The 15,090-nt window shown below is 67.8% G+C and carries 14 protein-coding genes; 3 read left to right on the plus strand and 11 right to left on the minus strand.

Features of this window, described 5'->3' with window-relative positions:
* Positions 1–11 precede the first annotated feature (11 nt).
* The 4 genes from sppA to HGB51_RS08665 form a co-directional block, all read right to left on the minus strand.
* Positions 12–1,916 (minus strand): signal peptide peptidase SppA, encoded by a 1,905-nt coding sequence (sppA, locus tag HGB51_RS08650; RefSeq protein ID WP_070207608.1) that lies wholly within the window; start codon positions 1,914–1,916, stop codon positions 12–14.
* Positions 1,917–2,001: 85 nt separating this feature from the next.
* On the minus strand, positions 2,002–3,363 hold the full coding sequence (locus HGB51_RS08655; protein WP_070207609.1) for an MATE family efflux transporter: 1,362 nt from the start codon (positions 3,361–3,363) through the stop codon (positions 2,002–2,004).
* Between the two features lie 72 nt (positions 3,364–3,435).
* The gene (locus tag HGB51_RS08660; RefSeq protein WP_070207610.1) at positions 3,436–4,002 is read right to left on the minus strand and encodes a DUF3106 domain-containing protein; all 567 of its coding nucleotides are present in this window, start codon (positions 4,000–4,002) and stop codon (positions 3,436–3,438) included.
* The gene (locus HGB51_RS08665) at positions 3,995–5,008 is read right to left on the minus strand and encodes a hypothetical protein (RefSeq protein WP_070207611.1); all 1,014 of its coding nucleotides are present in this window, start codon (positions 5,006–5,008) and stop codon (positions 3,995–3,997) included. The genes HGB51_RS08660 and HGB51_RS08665 overlap by 8 nt, the downstream gene beginning before the upstream one ends.
* Positions 5,009–5,444: 436 nt before the next feature.
* Between HGB51_RS08665 and HGB51_RS08670 the strand changes: the two genes are divergently transcribed.
* Positions 5,445–7,631, plus strand: a complete 2,187-nt coding sequence (locus tag HGB51_RS08670) for a primosomal protein N' (RefSeq protein ID WP_070207612.1) — start codon at positions 5,445–5,447, stop codon at positions 7,629–7,631.
* Here the strand turns inward: HGB51_RS08670 and HGB51_RS08675 are convergent.
* On the minus strand, positions 7,628–8,248 hold the full coding sequence (locus HGB51_RS08675; protein WP_070207624.1) for a glutathione S-transferase family protein: 621 nt from the start codon (positions 8,246–8,248) through the stop codon (positions 7,628–7,630). The two genes, HGB51_RS08670 and HGB51_RS08675, sit on opposite strands and share 4 nt — an antisense overlap.
* Positions 8,249–8,401: 153 nt before the next feature.
* Here HGB51_RS08675 and HGB51_RS08680 point away from each other — a divergent pair, with 153 nt between their 5' ends.
* A complete protein-coding gene (locus tag HGB51_RS08680; RefSeq protein WP_070207613.1) occupies positions 8,402–9,682 on the plus strand; it encodes an NAD(P)/FAD-dependent oxidoreductase in 1,281 nt (426 codons plus the stop codon).
* Positions 9,683–9,691: 9 nt separating this feature from the next.
* Here the strand turns inward: HGB51_RS08680 and HGB51_RS08685 are convergent, their stop codons facing one another.
* Positions 9,692–9,967, minus strand: coding sequence for a GIY-YIG nuclease family protein (locus HGB51_RS08685; RefSeq protein ID WP_070207614.1), 276 nt, complete (start codon positions 9,965–9,967; stop codon positions 9,692–9,694).
* Positions 9,968–10,050: 83 nt separating this feature from the next.
* Here HGB51_RS08685 and HGB51_RS08690 point away from each other — a divergent pair, with 83 nt between their 5' ends.
* Positions 10,051–10,668, plus strand: a complete 618-nt coding sequence (locus tag HGB51_RS08690) for a trimeric intracellular cation channel family protein (RefSeq protein ID WP_070207615.1) — start codon at positions 10,051–10,053, stop codon at positions 10,666–10,668.
* On the opposite strand, the gene HGB51_RS08695 is transcribed toward HGB51_RS08690, so the two are convergent.
* From HGB51_RS08695 to HGB51_RS08715, 5 genes are all read right to left on the minus strand, one after another.
* Positions 10,647–11,138: a GNAT family N-acetyltransferase gene (locus HGB51_RS08695; protein ID WP_070207616.1), complete on the minus strand. Its 492-nt coding sequence runs from the start codon at positions 11,136–11,138 to the stop codon at positions 10,647–10,649. The two genes, HGB51_RS08690 and HGB51_RS08695, sit on opposite strands and share 22 nt — an antisense overlap.
* Positions 11,139–11,142: 4 nt before the next feature.
* On the minus strand, positions 11,143–11,412 hold the full coding sequence (locus HGB51_RS08700) for a type II toxin-antitoxin system TacA family antitoxin (protein ID WP_070207617.1): 270 nt from the start codon (positions 11,410–11,412) through the stop codon (positions 11,143–11,145).
* A gap of 185 nt (positions 11,413–11,597) precedes the next feature.
* Positions 11,598–12,671: a 3-deoxy-7-phosphoheptulonate synthase gene (locus HGB51_RS08705; protein ID WP_070207618.1), complete on the minus strand. Its 1,074-nt coding sequence runs from the start codon at positions 12,669–12,671 to the stop codon at positions 11,598–11,600.
* A gap of 319 nt (positions 12,672–12,990) precedes the next feature.
* Positions 12,991–14,637: a chaperonin GroEL gene (gene groL / locus HGB51_RS08710; RefSeq protein ID WP_070207619.1), complete on the minus strand. Its 1,647-nt coding sequence runs from the start codon at positions 14,635–14,637 to the stop codon at positions 12,991–12,993.
* Positions 14,638–14,698: 61 nt separating this feature from the next.
* Positions 14,699–14,986, minus strand: a complete 288-nt coding sequence (locus HGB51_RS08715) for a co-chaperone GroES (protein WP_070207620.1) — start codon at positions 14,984–14,986, stop codon at positions 14,699–14,701.
* Positions 14,987–15,090: the final 104 nt, after the last annotated feature.

Genomic DNA, 15,090 nt, shown 5'->3' on the forward strand with positions numbered 1-15,090 from the left:
TTTTTCGGGGTTCAGAGGCCGCAGAAACAATACGCCAGCGCTTTCACCGGAGCACTGCCACGCGGGTCGCGGGCGGCGTCTTCGACGAAGCGCAGCTGGGTATCCACTTCCGGCATCGAACGGGCCAGCATGATCCGCGCCATGCCGGTTTCACCCAGCATCCAGGCACCGGCATGGCTGCCGGCAAAGCCGCTCAGGAACTGCGCGAATGGCGTGGCCGCCTTTTCGATGTAGCGCACGCGGACCTTGTCCGGACCGCCCAGCTTGGCGCGGTTGGCGGCATCGGCAGTGGCGTCCTTCAGGCCACCGAAGGCGTCGACCAGACCGCGCTCCTTGGCCTGCGCACCACTCCAGACACGGCCGCGGGCGACTTCATCCACCGCTTCCACCGGCTTGTTGCGCGCGTCTGCGACCTTGCCGGTGAAGTCGGCGTAGCCCTTGTTGATCACCGACTGGATCACCTGGCCCACGGCCGGGTCCATCGGACGGGTGATGTCGAACGCACCGGCGAAGCGGGTGGTGCCCACGCCGTCGGTATGCACGCCGATCTTGTCCAGCGAACGCGACAGGTTCGGGATCATGCCGAAGATGCCGATCGAACCAGTGATGGTCGACGGGTCGGCATAGATGCGGTCGGCATTCATGCTGATCCAGTAACCACCGGAAGCCGCCAGGTCGCCCATCGACACCACCACCGGCTTGCCGGCAGCCTTCAGCGCCACCACTTCGCGGCGGATCTGCTCGGAGGCGAACACTTCGCCACCCGGCGAATCGACGCGCAGCACCACCGCCTTCACGTTGTCGTCGTCGCGCGCTTCGCGCAGCAGCGCCGAGGTCGACTCACCCCCGACGCGGCCGGCCGGCAGGTCGCCGCCGGCGATTTCGCCCGAGGCCACCACCACCGCCACCTGCGGACGCGAATCCACCGGCGAACCGCGCATGTCGAGCTGGGCCAGGTAGCCGTCCAGGTTGACGCTGCGGAAGCCGCCGTCGGCGTCTTCGTCGGCCACGCCACGGTCGGCCAGCAGGTCTTCGACTTCCTCACGGGTCTTCAGGCCGTCCACCAGCTTCTGCTGCAGGGCGAACTTGGCCAGGTCGCCACCAGCGGCGGCGATGCCTTCGGGCATCGTGTCGATGCCCGCCGCCAGCTGCGCGGCGTCCAGCTTGCGCGCCTTGGCGATGTCGGCCAGATAGCGCTGCCACACGTCGTTCATCCAGAACAGGTCGGCTTCCTTGGCCTGCGGCGAGGCGGCGTCCAGCACGTACGGTTCGGCCGCGGACTTGTACTCGCCCACCTTGAACAGGTGCACGTCCACGCCCAACTTGTCCTGCAACCCGGTGCGGAAGTACTGGCGATAACGGCCAAGGCCTTCCAGCACCACCCCGCCCATCGGGTCGAGGTAGATCTCGTCGGCCTGCGCGGCCAGCAGGTACTGCCACTGGCTCAGGTTGTCGGCGTAGGCCACGACCTGCTTGCCCGACGCGCGCACGGCCTGCAGCGACGCCGCCACTTCACGCATCGAGGCGAAGCCGCTGGGCTGCAGCTTGTCCAGCTGCAGCACCACCCGCTCGATCTTCTTGTCGTCGCGTGCCGCATCCAGCGCGCGGATCAGGTCGCGCAGCTGCACTTCCTCGGCGCTGTTGTCGCCAATGGCCTTGGCGAGCGCACGGCTGACCGGGTCAGCACTGAACTGCTCGACCAGGCGGCCTTCCGGCGCGATCACCAGCGAAGTGCGGTCCTGCAAGGCACGGTTGCTGCTGGCGCCCTTGCCCATCGCCACCACGAACAGGACGAGGATCAGCAGCAGCAGGCCGAAGAACAGCAGGTTGAGGATCAGCCTGCGGGTAAAGTTCATCACATCCCACAGCCCGATGAAGAAGCTGGCGACAGGATTGCGACGCACGGGTTGGTTCATGGGGGAAACTCCAGTTGGCTTCTTGCCGTGGTACCAGCATAGCCGCTGCCGGACAGGCCGGCATCGGACACAAGTAAGGGGGCCGTCAGGCCAGGCTGTTCCCGACGCGACGGCTGCTGACCCGCAGCCGCCAGCCCATCAGGATCGCGGCAGCGGTCAGGCCCAGGATCAGCCCCAGCCACATGCCCTGCGGCCCCATGCCCAGGCCCAGGCCGAGCCCGGCGCCGAGCGGCATGCCCAGGCCCCAGTAAGAGAACATGGCGATGAACATCGGCACGCGGGTGTCCTTCAGGCCGCGCAGCGCGCCAGCCGATAGCACCTGGATGCCGTCGGGGAACTGGAAGGCGGCCGCATACAGCAGCAGGGTCGAGGCCAGCGCGGCCACGCCCAGGTCGGCGGTGTACACGCCCACGATGGCGTCGTGCCCGAACAGCAGCACCAGCGCCGACAGCGTCTGCGTCCCCAGGATGATCAGCAGCCCGGCAATCGAGGCCCGACGCACGCCCAGCCCGTTGCCGCTGCCCACCGCATGGCCGACCCGCACGGTGGTGGCTTCGGCCACGCCCATCGGGATCATGAAGCACAGCTGGGCCACGTTGATGGCGATCTGGTGCGAGGCGGCCTCGGTCGCGCCCAGGCGGCCGATCAGCAGGGCGGTGACGATGAACAGCCCGCCTTCCATCAGCACCGTGATGCCGATCGGCAGGCCGGTACGCAGCAGGTCCCAGATCGCCGACCAGCGCGGCAGTTCCAGGTGCGAGAACAGCTCCAGGTGGGCAAAGCGGCGGGTCTTCCACAGGTACCCGGCAAAGCACAGCGCCTGGATCCACATCATGGTGGCCGAGGCGATGCCCAGGCCTTCAGCGCCCATTTCCGGGAAGCCCAGCTTGCCGTAACACAGCACGTAGCCCAGCGGCGCCAGCACCAGCAGGCCGCCAAAGCCGAGCAGCATGGTCGGCAGCGTCCAGTGCATGCCTTCGCTGAGGTAGCGCATGCAGAAGTACAGGGTGAGCGCCGGGCCACCCCAGCGCACCGCATGCAGGAAGGCGGTTGCACCGGGCACGATGTCCGGCGCGATGCCGAACGCCGGCAGCAGCGGCGGCACCACCGTGAGGAAGGTGAACATGATCAGGCCCAGGCCCAGCGCCAGCCACAGCGCCTGGCGGAACAGCGGGCCGATCTCGCGCTCGCGGCCGGCGCCGTGCAGCTGCGAGACCGAAGCGGTCAGCGAGATCAGGGTGCCGATCGGAATCAGCATCGGCAGCCACAGCAGGGCGGTGCCGATGGTGACGGCGGCCAGGGTCTGGGTGCCGTGGTGCCCGGCGATGACGTTGTCGACGAAGGAAATCAGGCCAGTGGAGATATGGCCGAGCACCAGCGGCAGCGCAAGCAGGCCGGTGGCGCGCACTTCCCGGGAGAGGCGCGGCGTGGAGGTAACGGTAGACATGGGATCACAGACCGCAGACTACGGCAGCGCGCGAAGGGCACAGGCACCGGGTTGCGGGCGGCCATCTTACGCTTACCGCACTACATTTTCCCGCAGCCACGCATCACGGGCGGCCGGCGCCAGGCCCAGGAACTGGTCGCGTACGCGGTCGCGCTCCTGGGGCGGGGTGCGCTGGGCGATCAGGGTGAGCTGGGCCAGCTGGCCGTCGTTGAGCTGGCGCAGGACGGCCAGGGCGGGTTCGCGCTGTTCCACCGGCAGGTAGCCGAACAGGCCCTGCAGCTTGGGGAACTGCTGGCCCAGCTGCGGGCCCAACCGCCAGCCGTCGCGGAAGCGCTGGTCCTGTTCGTCGAAGCGCGCGCGCAGCGCCTGCTGCTGCGCCGCCGGCAGCGCGGCCACGCGGCGCGCGGCCTCGCGGATGCGGGTGCGCTCGGATTCGGGCAGCGCCTGCCACTGTGCGTAGCGGGTGCGCAGCTCGCGCAGCTGTGCCGGATCGAGCGCGGCCGGGGTTGCGGGAATCGCCGGTGCGGTGGTCGGGGTGGGGACGGGCGCGGCAACCGGGGTGTGCAGCGGCAGTGCCCGGGGCGCGGCAGTGGCGCCAGCGGACAGGGCCATCAGGAGCAGCAGGATCGACTTATTCATCGGCGGCAGATGTCTCCAGGCCGGCGGTGGCAGGTTCGGGGCGGTTCGGTTGCGGCTGCGATTCATCGACGGGCACCGGCCCGCCGGCCGCGAACCAGGCATACAGATCGGCATCGCGGGCCAGCATCAGTTCGGGGTCAGCCAGCATCGCCGCATCGCTGGCGGCATGCGCGGGGTCGGCCGGCGCGGCCACCGGCAGGTCGTCGGCCGGCAGCTGTTCCACGGCCACCGGGTCGGCGGTGGACACCGCACCATCGGGCACGCTCGCCTCGGGCGGCACGGCGGCCGGCCGATGCTTCCACCAGGCCGCGCCACCCAGCAGCACGCCGGTGGTGACCAGCAGGATCAGCAGGCCTCGCCACAGCGGCCGCCGATTGCCGGCACGGCGGCGGGCAGGCGTGCGGCGGGTGGCAGCCTCTGCAGGCGCGGGCGCGCGCCACGAGGCCGGCCCCTTGTCCTTGCCCGCTGCGGGCACGGCGGCCGGCTGATGCAGCTGCTGCAGGCGGCTGGCCGGCATCTCGCGCAGGCGCTGCTGGACCTGCTCGGCCAGCGCGCGCCAGCCGGCGGCGTCCGGGTGGCCGTGTGCGTCGCGCGGGCAGGCCTCGGCCAGCGCGTGCTGGTAGTCGGCCACCGGCATGTCCAGGATCTGTGCGGCGGCGGCCTCGTCCAACCCGCCACCGACCCGCAGCAGCAGGGCCAGGCGCGCTGGCGGGGCCAGCTGCGGCAGGTGCGACAGTTCCGGTGCCCACTGCCCGCCTGCGGCGGGAACGCGGATCGGGGTGCGGTGCGCCAGCAGGATCCAGAAGCGGTCGGGCCATTGGGCCATCGGCACATCACTGGCGATCCCGGCGAACGCGCGCATGACCGCGACCAGGGCCTGTTCGGCAACGGTCGGATCGCCGCACTGCAGCTCGGCAACGACCAGGGCACGGCGTTCAACGCCTCGCAGGAACGCGGACAGTGCGCCCGCTGCGTTAGAGGAAACAGAGGCGTTCACAGCCGTCATAGCAACTCCATCAAGTGCCGGAATGATAGCGAGTGCGCCCCCGGTCGGGCATGCCGTTGCGGGCCGCAGGCGGCCTGACATACGCCCGGGAACGCTTGACAGCCGCGCAGGTTGTGCACAGCACCAACAAAAACGGCACAAAACCGGGGGGTGAAGCCCGCGTCACCCGTGTGTCAGCTTTGTTTCACAGCCATGCTGTTGATTTTATTGGCTTTTACTGTGTGGCTATTTTTTGACCAACACAGGTATGAGGGCGGAACTCCCTGACAATCAGCTCGGAGTTCGACACTCGCACACAGACTTATCCACAGAAGATGTGGATAAGACCGAATCTCCAATAGCCACGGATATTTAGCCGGTATTTAGGTTCCACGGCAGGCGCCGACAGGGGATTCTCCGACTGAACAGGCCGGTCCACGACCGCTACACTGGCCCGATGCTTTCGCCCGCCCCCACGCCCAGCCTGCAGGTCGTCCTGCCCGTGCCCCTGCCGCAGTGGTTCGACTATGCCCCCCCGCCGGGGGAGCTGCCGCACCCGGGCATGATCGGCCGTCGGCTGCGGGTCCCGTTCGGCTCCCGCGAGCTGGTCGGCGTGGTGGCCGGAATCGGCACACTGGCCGACGGCGCCACCCTTCGCGCCGCGGTGGCGTGGCTGGACCCGGCCCCGCTGCTGGGCGGGGAACTCTGGTCCTCGCTGCAGTGGTTGTCGCGCTACACGCATGCGCCGCTGGGGGAGGTGGTCAGCACTGCCCTGCCCGCCCCGTTGCGCAAGGGCGAACCGGTTCCTGACACCCACCGCTGGGGCTGGCAGCTCACCCCTGCCGGCCAGGACCCGGGCGTGAAACTGCGCGCGGGTACCCGGCCCCACCGCCTGGCCGAGCTGCTCGGCAACGGCAGTGTCGATGAAGACCTCCTGGACGAAGCACTGCATGACTGGCGCACTGCCGCCCGCGCGCTGGCCAAGCGCGGGCTGGTCGAGCGCGTTGCGCTCGCGCACAGCGCGGCGTTGCCCAGCCTCCGTCCCGGTCCGTGCCCGAATGCGGAGCAGGCCGACGCGATCGCTGCCATCACCGCCGGGATGGGCTTCGGTGCATTCCTGCTCGATGGCGTGACCGGCAGCGGCAAGACCGAGGTATACCTGCAGGCGATCGCGGACTGCCTGGCGCGCGGTCGCCAGGCGCTGGTCCTGGTGCCCGAGATCGGGCTCACCCCGCAGACCCTGGCCCGCTTCCGCAGCCGCCTGGGCATCACCGTGCATGTGCTGCACTCGGGCTTGAACGACAACGAGCGCGCGCGGGTATGGGCAGCCGCCGCACGCGGCGAAGCGCAGGTGGTCGTGGGAACACGCTCGGCGGTGTTCACCCCGCTGCCCAACGCCGGCCTCATCGTGGTCGACGAAGAACATGACGGCAGCTACAAGCAGCAGGACGGAATCCGTTACCACGCCCGCGATTTCGCGCTGGTGCGGGCCAAGGCGCTCGACATTCCCGTGGTGCTGGGCAGCGCCACCCCGTCGCTGGAGTCGCTGCACAACGCACACGCGGGTCGCTACACCCACCTGCGCCTGAAGCAGCGCGCCGGCGAGGCCCGACCGCCCACGGTGCGGGTGCTCGACGTGCGCAAGCGCCCGCTGAAGGACGGCCTGTCGCCGGAGGTCATGCAGGGTATCGAACAGCACCTGCAGGCTGGCCACCAGGTGCTGGTGTTCAAGAACCGGCGCGGCTACGCGCCGGTGCTGCTCTGCCACGACTGCGGCTGGACCGCTCCCTGCAAACGCTGCGATGCGCCGATGACCGTGCACGCTGGTGGGCGGCGCCTGCAGTGCCACCACTGCGGCGCGCGCCAACCCGCGCCGCTGGCCTGCCCGGACTGCGGCAGCCTGGCGCTGCAGCCGCAGGGCATCGGCACGGAACGGCTTGAAGAGCATCTGGTGGAGGCGTTCGCCGATTACCCGGTGATCCGCATCGACCGGGGCACCACGAACCGGCGCGACGCACTGGAAACCCAGTTGGCGTCGCTGGGCGACCGTGCCGGCATCCTGGTCGGCACGCAGATCCTGGCCAAGGGCCACGACCTGCCCAAGCTAACCCTGGTAGTGGTGGTGGGGATCGACGAAGGCCTGTTCTCGGCCGATTTCCGCGCCAGCGAAAAACTGGCCCAGCAGCTGATCCAGGTAGCGGGGCGCGCCGGGCGCGCGACCGATCCCGGCGAGGTCTGGCTGCAGACCCACCATCCCGGGCATCCGTTGCTGGAAACGCTGGTCAATGGCGGTTACCACGCCTTCGCCGACGCCGAGCTGCAGCAGCGCGAAGCGGCGGGCTTCCCGCCGTTCGCACACCTGGCGCTGCTGCGCGCCGAGGCGCAGCAGGTGGAGCATGCCAACGCCATGCTGAGCGGCGTGCGCGAGCTGATCGCGCATGACAGCCCGGTGGAGCGGTTCGGCCCGATGCCGGCGCCGATGCCACGCCGCGCCGGTTACCAGCGCACCCAGCTGCTGTTGTCGGCGCCGTCACGACGGCCGCTGCATGCACTGTTGGACCAGATCATGCCGCAGGTGTACGCGCTGCCGCAGGCGCGGAAGGTGCGCTGGTCGCTGGATGTGGATCCGATGGACCTGTATTAGGTCAGCGGGGTCATCACCGCCTTGATGTACGCAGGGCGCTGCTGCAGGCGCTGGTACCACGCTTCCAGGTGCGGCAGCGACGGGCGCTGGATCGGCAGTTCGAACCACGCATAGACCAATGCGCCCAGCGGGATGTCGCCCATCGCAAACTGCTCGCCGGACAACCACGGTTGCCGCTCCAGCGTGGCATCGGCCATCGCCAGCAGCTCACCGGCACGCACCACGGCCGCGTTGATGCGTGCTTCGTCGCGGTTGGCAGGGGCGGTGCGCATGATGCCCCAGATCAGTTCGCTGTACAGCGGCGCCATCCGCGAGGTGCTCCAGTCCATCCACTTCTCGGCCTGGGCACGCGCCATCGCGTCTTCCGGGTACAGCGTGCCCAGTGCGTAACGCGCGCTCAGGTAGCGCACGATGGTGTTGGACTCCCACAGCGGCAGGCCATGGTCTTCGATGACCGGCACCAAGCTGTTGGGATTCATCGCGGTGTATTCCGGCGACTGCGTGCCACCGAACGGACCACCCACTTCGATGGACTCGTACGGCAGGCCGATTTCCTCGGCGCACCACAACACCTTGCGCACGTTGCTGGAATTTTGCCGGCCCCAGATCTTCAGCATGTTGGTTTCCTGATTATTGAAGTGCGCCGCTACGATACGCCGATGGCCGTACCGCTGCGATGGCCGCTGAACCGGGTTGCAGGCATCCACGTGCACATGCAGCCCGGCATGCGACGATGCCCACATTGGAATCGACCATCCAGGAGTGTCTGCATGACCCGCGATCCCCTGCCCCACCTGGTCATCATCGGGGGTGGTTTTGCCGGCCTCTGGGCCACCCGCGCGCTCGCCAGCGCGCGCGTCCGCATCACCCTGGTGGACCGTCGCAACCACCATCTGTTCCAGCCGCTGCTGTACCAGGTCGCCACTGCGGGCCTGTCCGCACCCGATATCGCCGCACCGCTGCGCCACATCCTGGGCGAGCAGCGCAACGTGGAAGTACGACTGGGCGAAGTCACCACCATCGACAAACACGCGCGCCAGATCACCCTGGCCGATGGCAGCACGCTCGGTTACGACACGTTGATGCTGTGCACGGGCGCCACCCACGCCTACTTCGGGCACGACGAATGGGCCGCCGATGCGCCCGGCCTGAAGACACTCGACGATGCCATCGCGCTGCGCCGCAAACTGCTGCTGGCGTTCGAGCGCGCCGAGGCCGAACCCGACCCGGCGCGCAAGGCAGCCTGGCTCAGCTTCGCCGTGGTGGGCGGTGGTCCCACCGGCGTGGAGCTGGCCGGCACCCTGGCCGAGATCGCGCGGCACACCCTGCGCAACGAGTTCCGCCACATCGACCCGGCCAGCGCCAAGGTGCGGCTGGTGGAAGCGGGCCCGCGCGTGCTCTCCAGCTTCCCCGAAGTGCTCTCGCTCAAGGCGCGTCGCCAGCTGGAAAAGCTCGGCGTGGAAGTACTGACGGGAACGCCGGTGAGCAACATCAACGGCGAGGGCTTCCAGCTCGGCGAGCAGTTCATTCCCGCGCGCACGGTGGTCTGGGCTGCCGGTGTGGCGGCTTCGCCGCTGGCGCGCACGCTGGAGGTGCCGCTGGACCGCGCCGGGCGCGTGCCGGTGCAACCGGACCTCACCCTGGCCGGACACCCGGAGATCTTCGTCGCAGGCGACCTGGCCGCGCTGCAGCAGGCCGACGGACGCCCGGTGCCGGGCGTGGCGCCGGCGGCCAAGCAGATGGGCAAGCACGTGGCCGCCACCGTACGCGCAAGACTGGAGGGCAGGCAGGCACCGGGACCGTTCAAGTACCAGGACTTCGGCAACCTGGCCACGATCGGCCGCATGGCCGCCATCGTGCACCTGGGTCGCCTGCAGCTGTCCGGCGTGCTGGCCTGGTGGTTCTGGCTGGCCGCGCACGTGTTCTTCCTGATCGGCTTCCGCAACCGGATCGTGGTGCTGCTCAACTGGGCCGTGGCGTACTGGAGCTACCAGCGCAGCGCGCGGATCATCTTCGGCGACGACCAGGACGACCGCCGTCCCAGGCCGTGAGCCGCATGCTCAGGCCGGTTCCGCGTCGCCGGCCTGCAGCCACGCCAGCTTGCGCTCGCGGGGTTGCTTCTTGAGTGCCCACTCGGCCTTCGACGCCGCCGCACGGTCCGGATAGGCGCGCACGGCCAGCACCTTCAGCGGCGGATTGGCACGGGTGTAGCGCGCGCCCTTGCCGCACAGATGCGCCTGGAAGCGGGCGTCCACGTCGTTGCTGATGCCAGCGTAATAGCTGCCATTGCGGCATTCGAGCAGGTACACGTACCAGGGGGCGGGTTCAGCGGGCATACCGGGATTATCCACCGGCGCGGGGATGCTGGCTGATAGAATCCGCGCCGGACGCGGCCCCGCCTGCGTCCTGGAGTTCCCCCATGCTGCTCGCTGTCATCTACCTCATCGCCATTTCCGCTGAAGCCATGACCGGCGCCCTGTCGGCGGGCCGGCGGCGCATGGACCTGTTCGGCGTGGTCATCATCGCCTGCGTCACCGCGCTGGGCGGCGGCTCGCTGCGCGACATCGTGCTCGGCCATTACCCGCTGGGCTGGGTCCAGCACCCCGAGTACCTGGGCTTCACCATCTGCGCGGCCTTGATCGCCACCTGGCTGGCGCGCTGGATGCATCATTTCCGTCGCACCTTCCTGGTGCTGGACGGCCTGGGGCTGATCGCGTTTACGCTGATCGGGTGCGCCGTGGCGCGCGACGCCGGCCACTCGGTGCCGATCGTGTTGATCGCGGGCATGCTGACCGGCGCCTTCGGCGGCGTACTGCGCGATGTGCTGTGCAACGAAGTGCCGCTGATCTTCCAGAAGGAGCTGTACGCGGTGATCACCCTGTTCACCGGTGCCGCGTGGCTGGGCCTGCTGGAGCTGGGCGTGTCGCTCAATGCGGCCATGCTCTGGTCACTGGGCGGCGGCTTTGCATTGCGCCTGCTCGCGATCCACTACAAGTGGGAAATGCCGAAGTTCGTCTATCGTGACGAAGTGCACTGAAGCGGCAGCATCACCGTAAGCGGATGGATCGGTGACACGACGAACCCGTGCTTGAGGTAGAACGCCTTGGCCGGTTCATCGATGGCGTGGCAGAGCAATGCACGGGCACCCAGTTGGCCGCAGGCCTGCAAGGCGCGCAGCACGGCATCTTTCAGCAGGCCCTGGCCGATCCCCTGCCCGGCCCACTCTGCATGCACGGCCAGCCGCCCGAGCACGATGACCGGGATCGGATCCGGCATGTTGCGACGGACCCTGCCCGGTGCAGTGTCGTGTGATATCCCGCCAGCGGAAAGCGCGTAGTAGCCGACCACGCGTTGCTGCTCGTCGCAGCTGACAAAACACCGCGAGGCGCCCGACACCTGGTTCTGGTGCGCGCGCTCAAGCAGCCAGCGGGTCAGCGCAGGGGCGCTGCAGCGGAAGCCATCGAGCAGATGCTCCGCCTGCAGCGGTACGGGAGCGGAGAGCCGCAAGGGCTTAACGCTCCCAGGGTGCGGGCGTGCTCAACAGCCGGCGCAGCGCCGGGTTGTCTTCGAGCGGCGAGTCCAGCAGTGCGTTGAACCGCTGCAGCTGCTCCGCACTCACGTTGAACTGCGTCTGGTCGGCCAGGACTTCGCGCGCCCGGTCGCACGCCGCATCGAGGATGAACTCGGTGCGGTTCACACCGCTGATCTCAACGGCGCGGTCGATCAGATCCTGCTTGTCGGCCGGTGCGCGGAAGTTGATGACTTTGCTTGCGGTTCCCATGGGGAGCACTCGCACGTTGCTGGATTGTGCATACATTGTACATACACCTTATGGAGCCCTCAAGCGAGGCCTGAAGTCTGCGCCACTTGGGTAGGGTGTATCCAATTGATTCTAATTAATAAAACTGGGATTTCAGTAGGCCTGGTCTTTCGCGGAGCCGGCCGCTGGCCGGCCCCGCACCCGCCTCAGGCAGCCGCTGCCAGACGGCGTGCACGCCGCGCGCGCACCGCCTGGGCCAACGATTCCAGCACCTCCAGCGAGGTGTCCCAGCCGATGCAGCCGTCGGTGATGCTCTGGCCGTAGGTCAGCGGCTGGCCTTCCACCAGGTCCTGGCGACCGGCGACCAGGTGGCTTTCCACCATCACCCCGACGATGCGTTCTTCACCGCCGGCCAGCTGCGCGTTGATGTCGGCAACCACTTTGGGCTGGTTTTCCGGATTCTTGCTGCTGTTGGCGTGGCTGGCATCGATCATCAGCCGCGCCGGCAGGTGCGCCTTGCCCAGGGTCTGGCTGGCCGCATCCACGCTGGCCGCGTCGAAGTTCGGCAGCTTGCCGCCGCGCAGGATCACGTGGCAGTCCGGGTTGCCCGCCGTAGCCACGATGGCGGTGTCGCCCTGCTTGGTCACCGACAGGAAGTGATGCGGGTTGGACGCGGCACCCACCGCATCGGCAGCGATCTTGATGTTGCCGTCGGTACCGTTCTTGAAGCCCACCGGGCAGGACAGCCCCGACGCCAGCTCGCGGTGCACCTGGCTTTCGGTGGTCCGCGCGCCGATCGCGCCCCAGGCCACCAGGTCGGCGATGTACTGCGGCGAGATCACGTCAAGGAATTCCACGCCGGCGGGCAGGCCCAGCTTGTTGATGTCGCGCAGCAGGCCGCGCGCGATGCGCAGGCCCTTGTTGATCTGGAAGCTGCCGTCCAGGTCCGGGTCGTTGATCAGGCCCTTCCAGCCAACGGTGGTGCGCGGCTTCTCGAAGTAGACGCGCATGACGATCTCCAGATCGCCCGCATAGGCGTCGCGCAGCGGCTTGAGGCGATGGGCGTACTCGATGGCGGCCACCGGATCGTGGATCGAGCACGGACCGATCACCACCGCCAGGCGGTCGTCGCGGCCGTGCAGGATCTCGTGCAGGGCCGCGCGCGAGGCGCTGACCGTGTCGGAGGCTTCGTCGTCGCAGGGCAGCATGGCGATCAGCTGCGCCGGCGGGGTCAACGGGTCGAGTTTTCGGATGCGCAGGTCGTCGGTGTGCGGGGGCATGGGGGGGTCTCCTGGAAGGTGGGGGTCCCCAGCGCGGCGGCAACAAAAAAGCCGCCAGGTGCGCTGGCGGCTTTCGGGTATGCGTCTGAAGCTTTCTTCAGGTTGAGCGCATGCCTTCCTCCGCCGGTGGCTTCGGAAAGTAATACCAAAAGTAGGAACTGGCGGGGCGTGCGTTCATTGGGGACTATTGATAACACAGCTTTTGTGCGACGCAAAATGTTTCATTCGCAACTGCGACGGTGGGTCGCACACAAAAAACCCCGCCTCACGGCGGGGTTCTTCGTATGCATCACGACAGGATGTCGTGGGTGCGCGGACCTTAGAAGTCCATGCCGCCCATGCCACCCATGCCGCCCATGCCGCCGCCGCCCATGGCCGGCTCGTCCTTCTTCGGCGCTTCAGCCACCATCGCTTCGGTGGTGATCATCAGGCCGGCGATGGACGCAGCGTTCTGCAGGGCCGAACGGGTCACCTTGGTCGGGTCCAGGATGCCGAAGGCCAGCATGTCGCCGAACTCGCCGCTGGCGGCGTTGTAGCCGTAGCTGCCGGTGCCTTCCTTGACCTTGTTGACGATCACGGACGGCTCTTCGCCGGCATTGGCGACGATTTCACGCAGCGGGGCTTCCATCGCGCGCAGGGCGATCTGGATGCCGTGGTTCTGGTCTTCGTTGGCACCCTTCAGGCCGGCCAGCGCGGTGACCGCACGGACCAGGGCAACGCCGCCGCCCGGCACCACGCCTTCTTCGACCGCTGCACGGGTGGCGTGCAGGGCGTCGTCGACGCGGTCCTTTTTTTCCTTCATTTCGATTTCGGTCGACGCGCCGACCTTGATCACGGCAACACCGCCGGCCAGCTTGGCCACGCGTTCCTGCAGCTTTTCACGGTCGTAATCGGACGAGGTGTCTTCGATCTGGGTCTTGATGCGGGCCACGCGCGATTCCACGGCTGCCTTGTCGCCCAAGCCGTCGATGATCGTGGTGTTTTCCTTGGAAACCTGCACCTTCTTGGCGCGGCCCAGGTCGTTGATGGTGGCCTTCTCCAGCGACAGACCGATCTCTTCGGAGATCACGGTACCGCCGGTCAGCACGGCCATGTCTTCCAGCATCGCCTTGCGACGGTCGCCGAAGCCCGGCGCCTTGACGGCCACGACCTTGACGATGCCACGGATGGTGTTGACCACCAGGGTGGCCAGCGCTTCGCCTTCGACTTCCTCGGCCACGATCAGCAGCGGCTTGCCAGCCTTCGCGACGCCTTCCAGCACCGGGAGCAGGTCACGGACGTTGGAGATCTTCTTGTCGTGCAGCAGGATGTACGGGTCGTCCAGGTCGGCGGTCTGCGCCTGCTGGTTGTTGATGAAGTACGGGGACAGGTAGCCGCGGTCGAACTGCATGCCCTTGACCACGTCCAGCTCGTTTTCCAGGCCCGAGCCTTCTTCAACGGTGATCACGCCTTCCTTGCCGACTTCCTTCATCGCTTCGGCGATGATGTTGCCGATCGACTCGTCCGAGTTGGCCGAGATCGTGCCGACCTGGGCAATGGCCTTGTCGTCAGCGGTGGGCTTGGAGATGTTCTTCAGCTCGGCGACAGCGGCGACCACGGCCTTGTCGATACCGCGCTTGAGGTCCATCGGGTTCATGCCGGCGGCCACGGCCTTGGCGCCTTCGCGGATCAGGGCCTGGGCCAGCACGGTGGCGGTGGTGGTGCCGTCGCCGGCGTCGTCGTTGGTACGCGACGCGACTTCCTTCACCATCTGCGCGCCCATGTTCTCGAACTTGTCAGCCAGTTCGATTTCCTTGGCGACGGACACGCCGTCCTTGGTGATGGTCGGGGCGCCGAAGCTCTTCTCGAGCACGACGTTGCGGCCCTTCGGGCCCAGGGTGGCCTTGACGGCATTGGCGAGAACGTTGACGCCGCGCACCATGCGCGAACGGGCGTCTTCACCGAAACGAATTTCCTTGGCAGCCATTGCGATTACCTTCTGAATAATTGGGGGACAGGTGGCCGGGCGCTCGGCCCGGCGGCATCAATCAGCCGATGACGGCGAGGATGTCGTCTTCGCGCAGGACCTTGTATTCCACGCCTTCGCTCTTGTAGCTGCTGCCGGCGTACTGGCCGTAGATGACCTTGTCGCCGACCTTCAGCGCCGGGGCGCGCACGCTGCCGTTGTCGAGCGCCTTGCCGGTGCCCACGGCTACGACTTCACCCTTGGTCGACTTTTCCTTGGCCGAATCCGGGATCACGATGCCGCCGGCGGAAACTTCGTCGGCTTCGATGGGCTTGACCACAACGCGGTCGTGAAGCGGCTTGATGTTCATGTGGGACCTCTTAAGTGATTGATTGAGCTGAAAAAGTCCGGCGATGTTAGCACTCACCCCAGGTGACTGCCAGCACCGCTCGCGAAAAAACCCGCCAGTGCGGG

Source organism: Stenotrophomonas bentonitica (assembly GCF_013185915.1).
Lineage (GTDB): Bacteria > Pseudomonadota > Gammaproteobacteria > Xanthomonadales > Xanthomonadaceae > Stenotrophomonas > Stenotrophomonas bentonitica.

Excerpts from the sequence above, each read along its gene's own strand:
- HGB51_RS08665 (WP_070207611.1), bottom strand. The coding sequence starts at position 5,008 with ATGACGGCTGTGAACGCCTCTGTTTCCTCTAACGCAGCGGGCGCACTG.
- HGB51_RS08685 (WP_070207614.1), bottom strand. The coding sequence starts at position 9,967 with ATGCCCGCTGAACCCGCCCCCTGGTACGTGTACCTGCTCGAATGCCGC.
- HGB51_RS08700 (WP_070207617.1), bottom strand. The coding sequence starts at position 11,412 with ATGGGAACCGCAAGCAAAGTCATCAACTTCCGCGCACCGGCCGACAAG.
- groL (WP_070207619.1), bottom strand. The coding sequence starts at position 14,637 with ATGGCTGCCAAGGAAATTCGTTTCGGTGAAGACGCCCGTTCGCGCATG.
- HGB51_RS08670 (WP_070207612.1), top strand. The coding sequence starts at position 5,445 with ATGCTTTCGCCCGCCCCCACGCCCAGCCTGCAGGTCGTCCTGCCCGTG.
- sppA (WP_070207608.1), bottom strand. The coding sequence starts at position 1,916 with ATGAACCAACCCGTGCGTCGCAATCCTGTCGCCAGCTTCTTCATCGGG.
- HGB51_RS08680 (WP_070207613.1), top strand. The coding sequence starts at position 8,402 with ATGACCCGCGATCCCCTGCCCCACCTGGTCATCATCGGGGGTGGTTTT.
- HGB51_RS08715 (WP_070207620.1), bottom strand. The coding sequence starts at position 14,986 with ATGAACATCAAGCCGCTTCACGACCGCGTTGTGGTCAAGCCCATCGAA.
- HGB51_RS08675 (WP_070207624.1), bottom strand. The coding sequence starts at position 8,248 with ATGCTGAAGATCTGGGGCCGGCAAAATTCCAGCAACGTGCGCAAGGTG.
- HGB51_RS08660 (WP_070207610.1), bottom strand. The coding sequence starts at position 4,002 with ATGAATAAGTCGATCCTGCTGCTCCTGATGGCCCTGTCCGCTGGCGCC.
- HGB51_RS08655 (WP_070207609.1), bottom strand. The coding sequence starts at position 3,363 with ATGTCTACCGTTACCTCCACGCCGCGCCTCTCCCGGGAAGTGCGCGCC.
- HGB51_RS08690 (WP_070207615.1), top strand. The coding sequence starts at position 10,051 with ATGCTGCTCGCTGTCATCTACCTCATCGCCATTTCCGCTGAAGCCATG.
- HGB51_RS08705 (WP_070207618.1), bottom strand. The coding sequence starts at position 12,671 with ATGCCCCCGCACACCGACGACCTGCGCATCCGAAAACTCGACCCGTTG.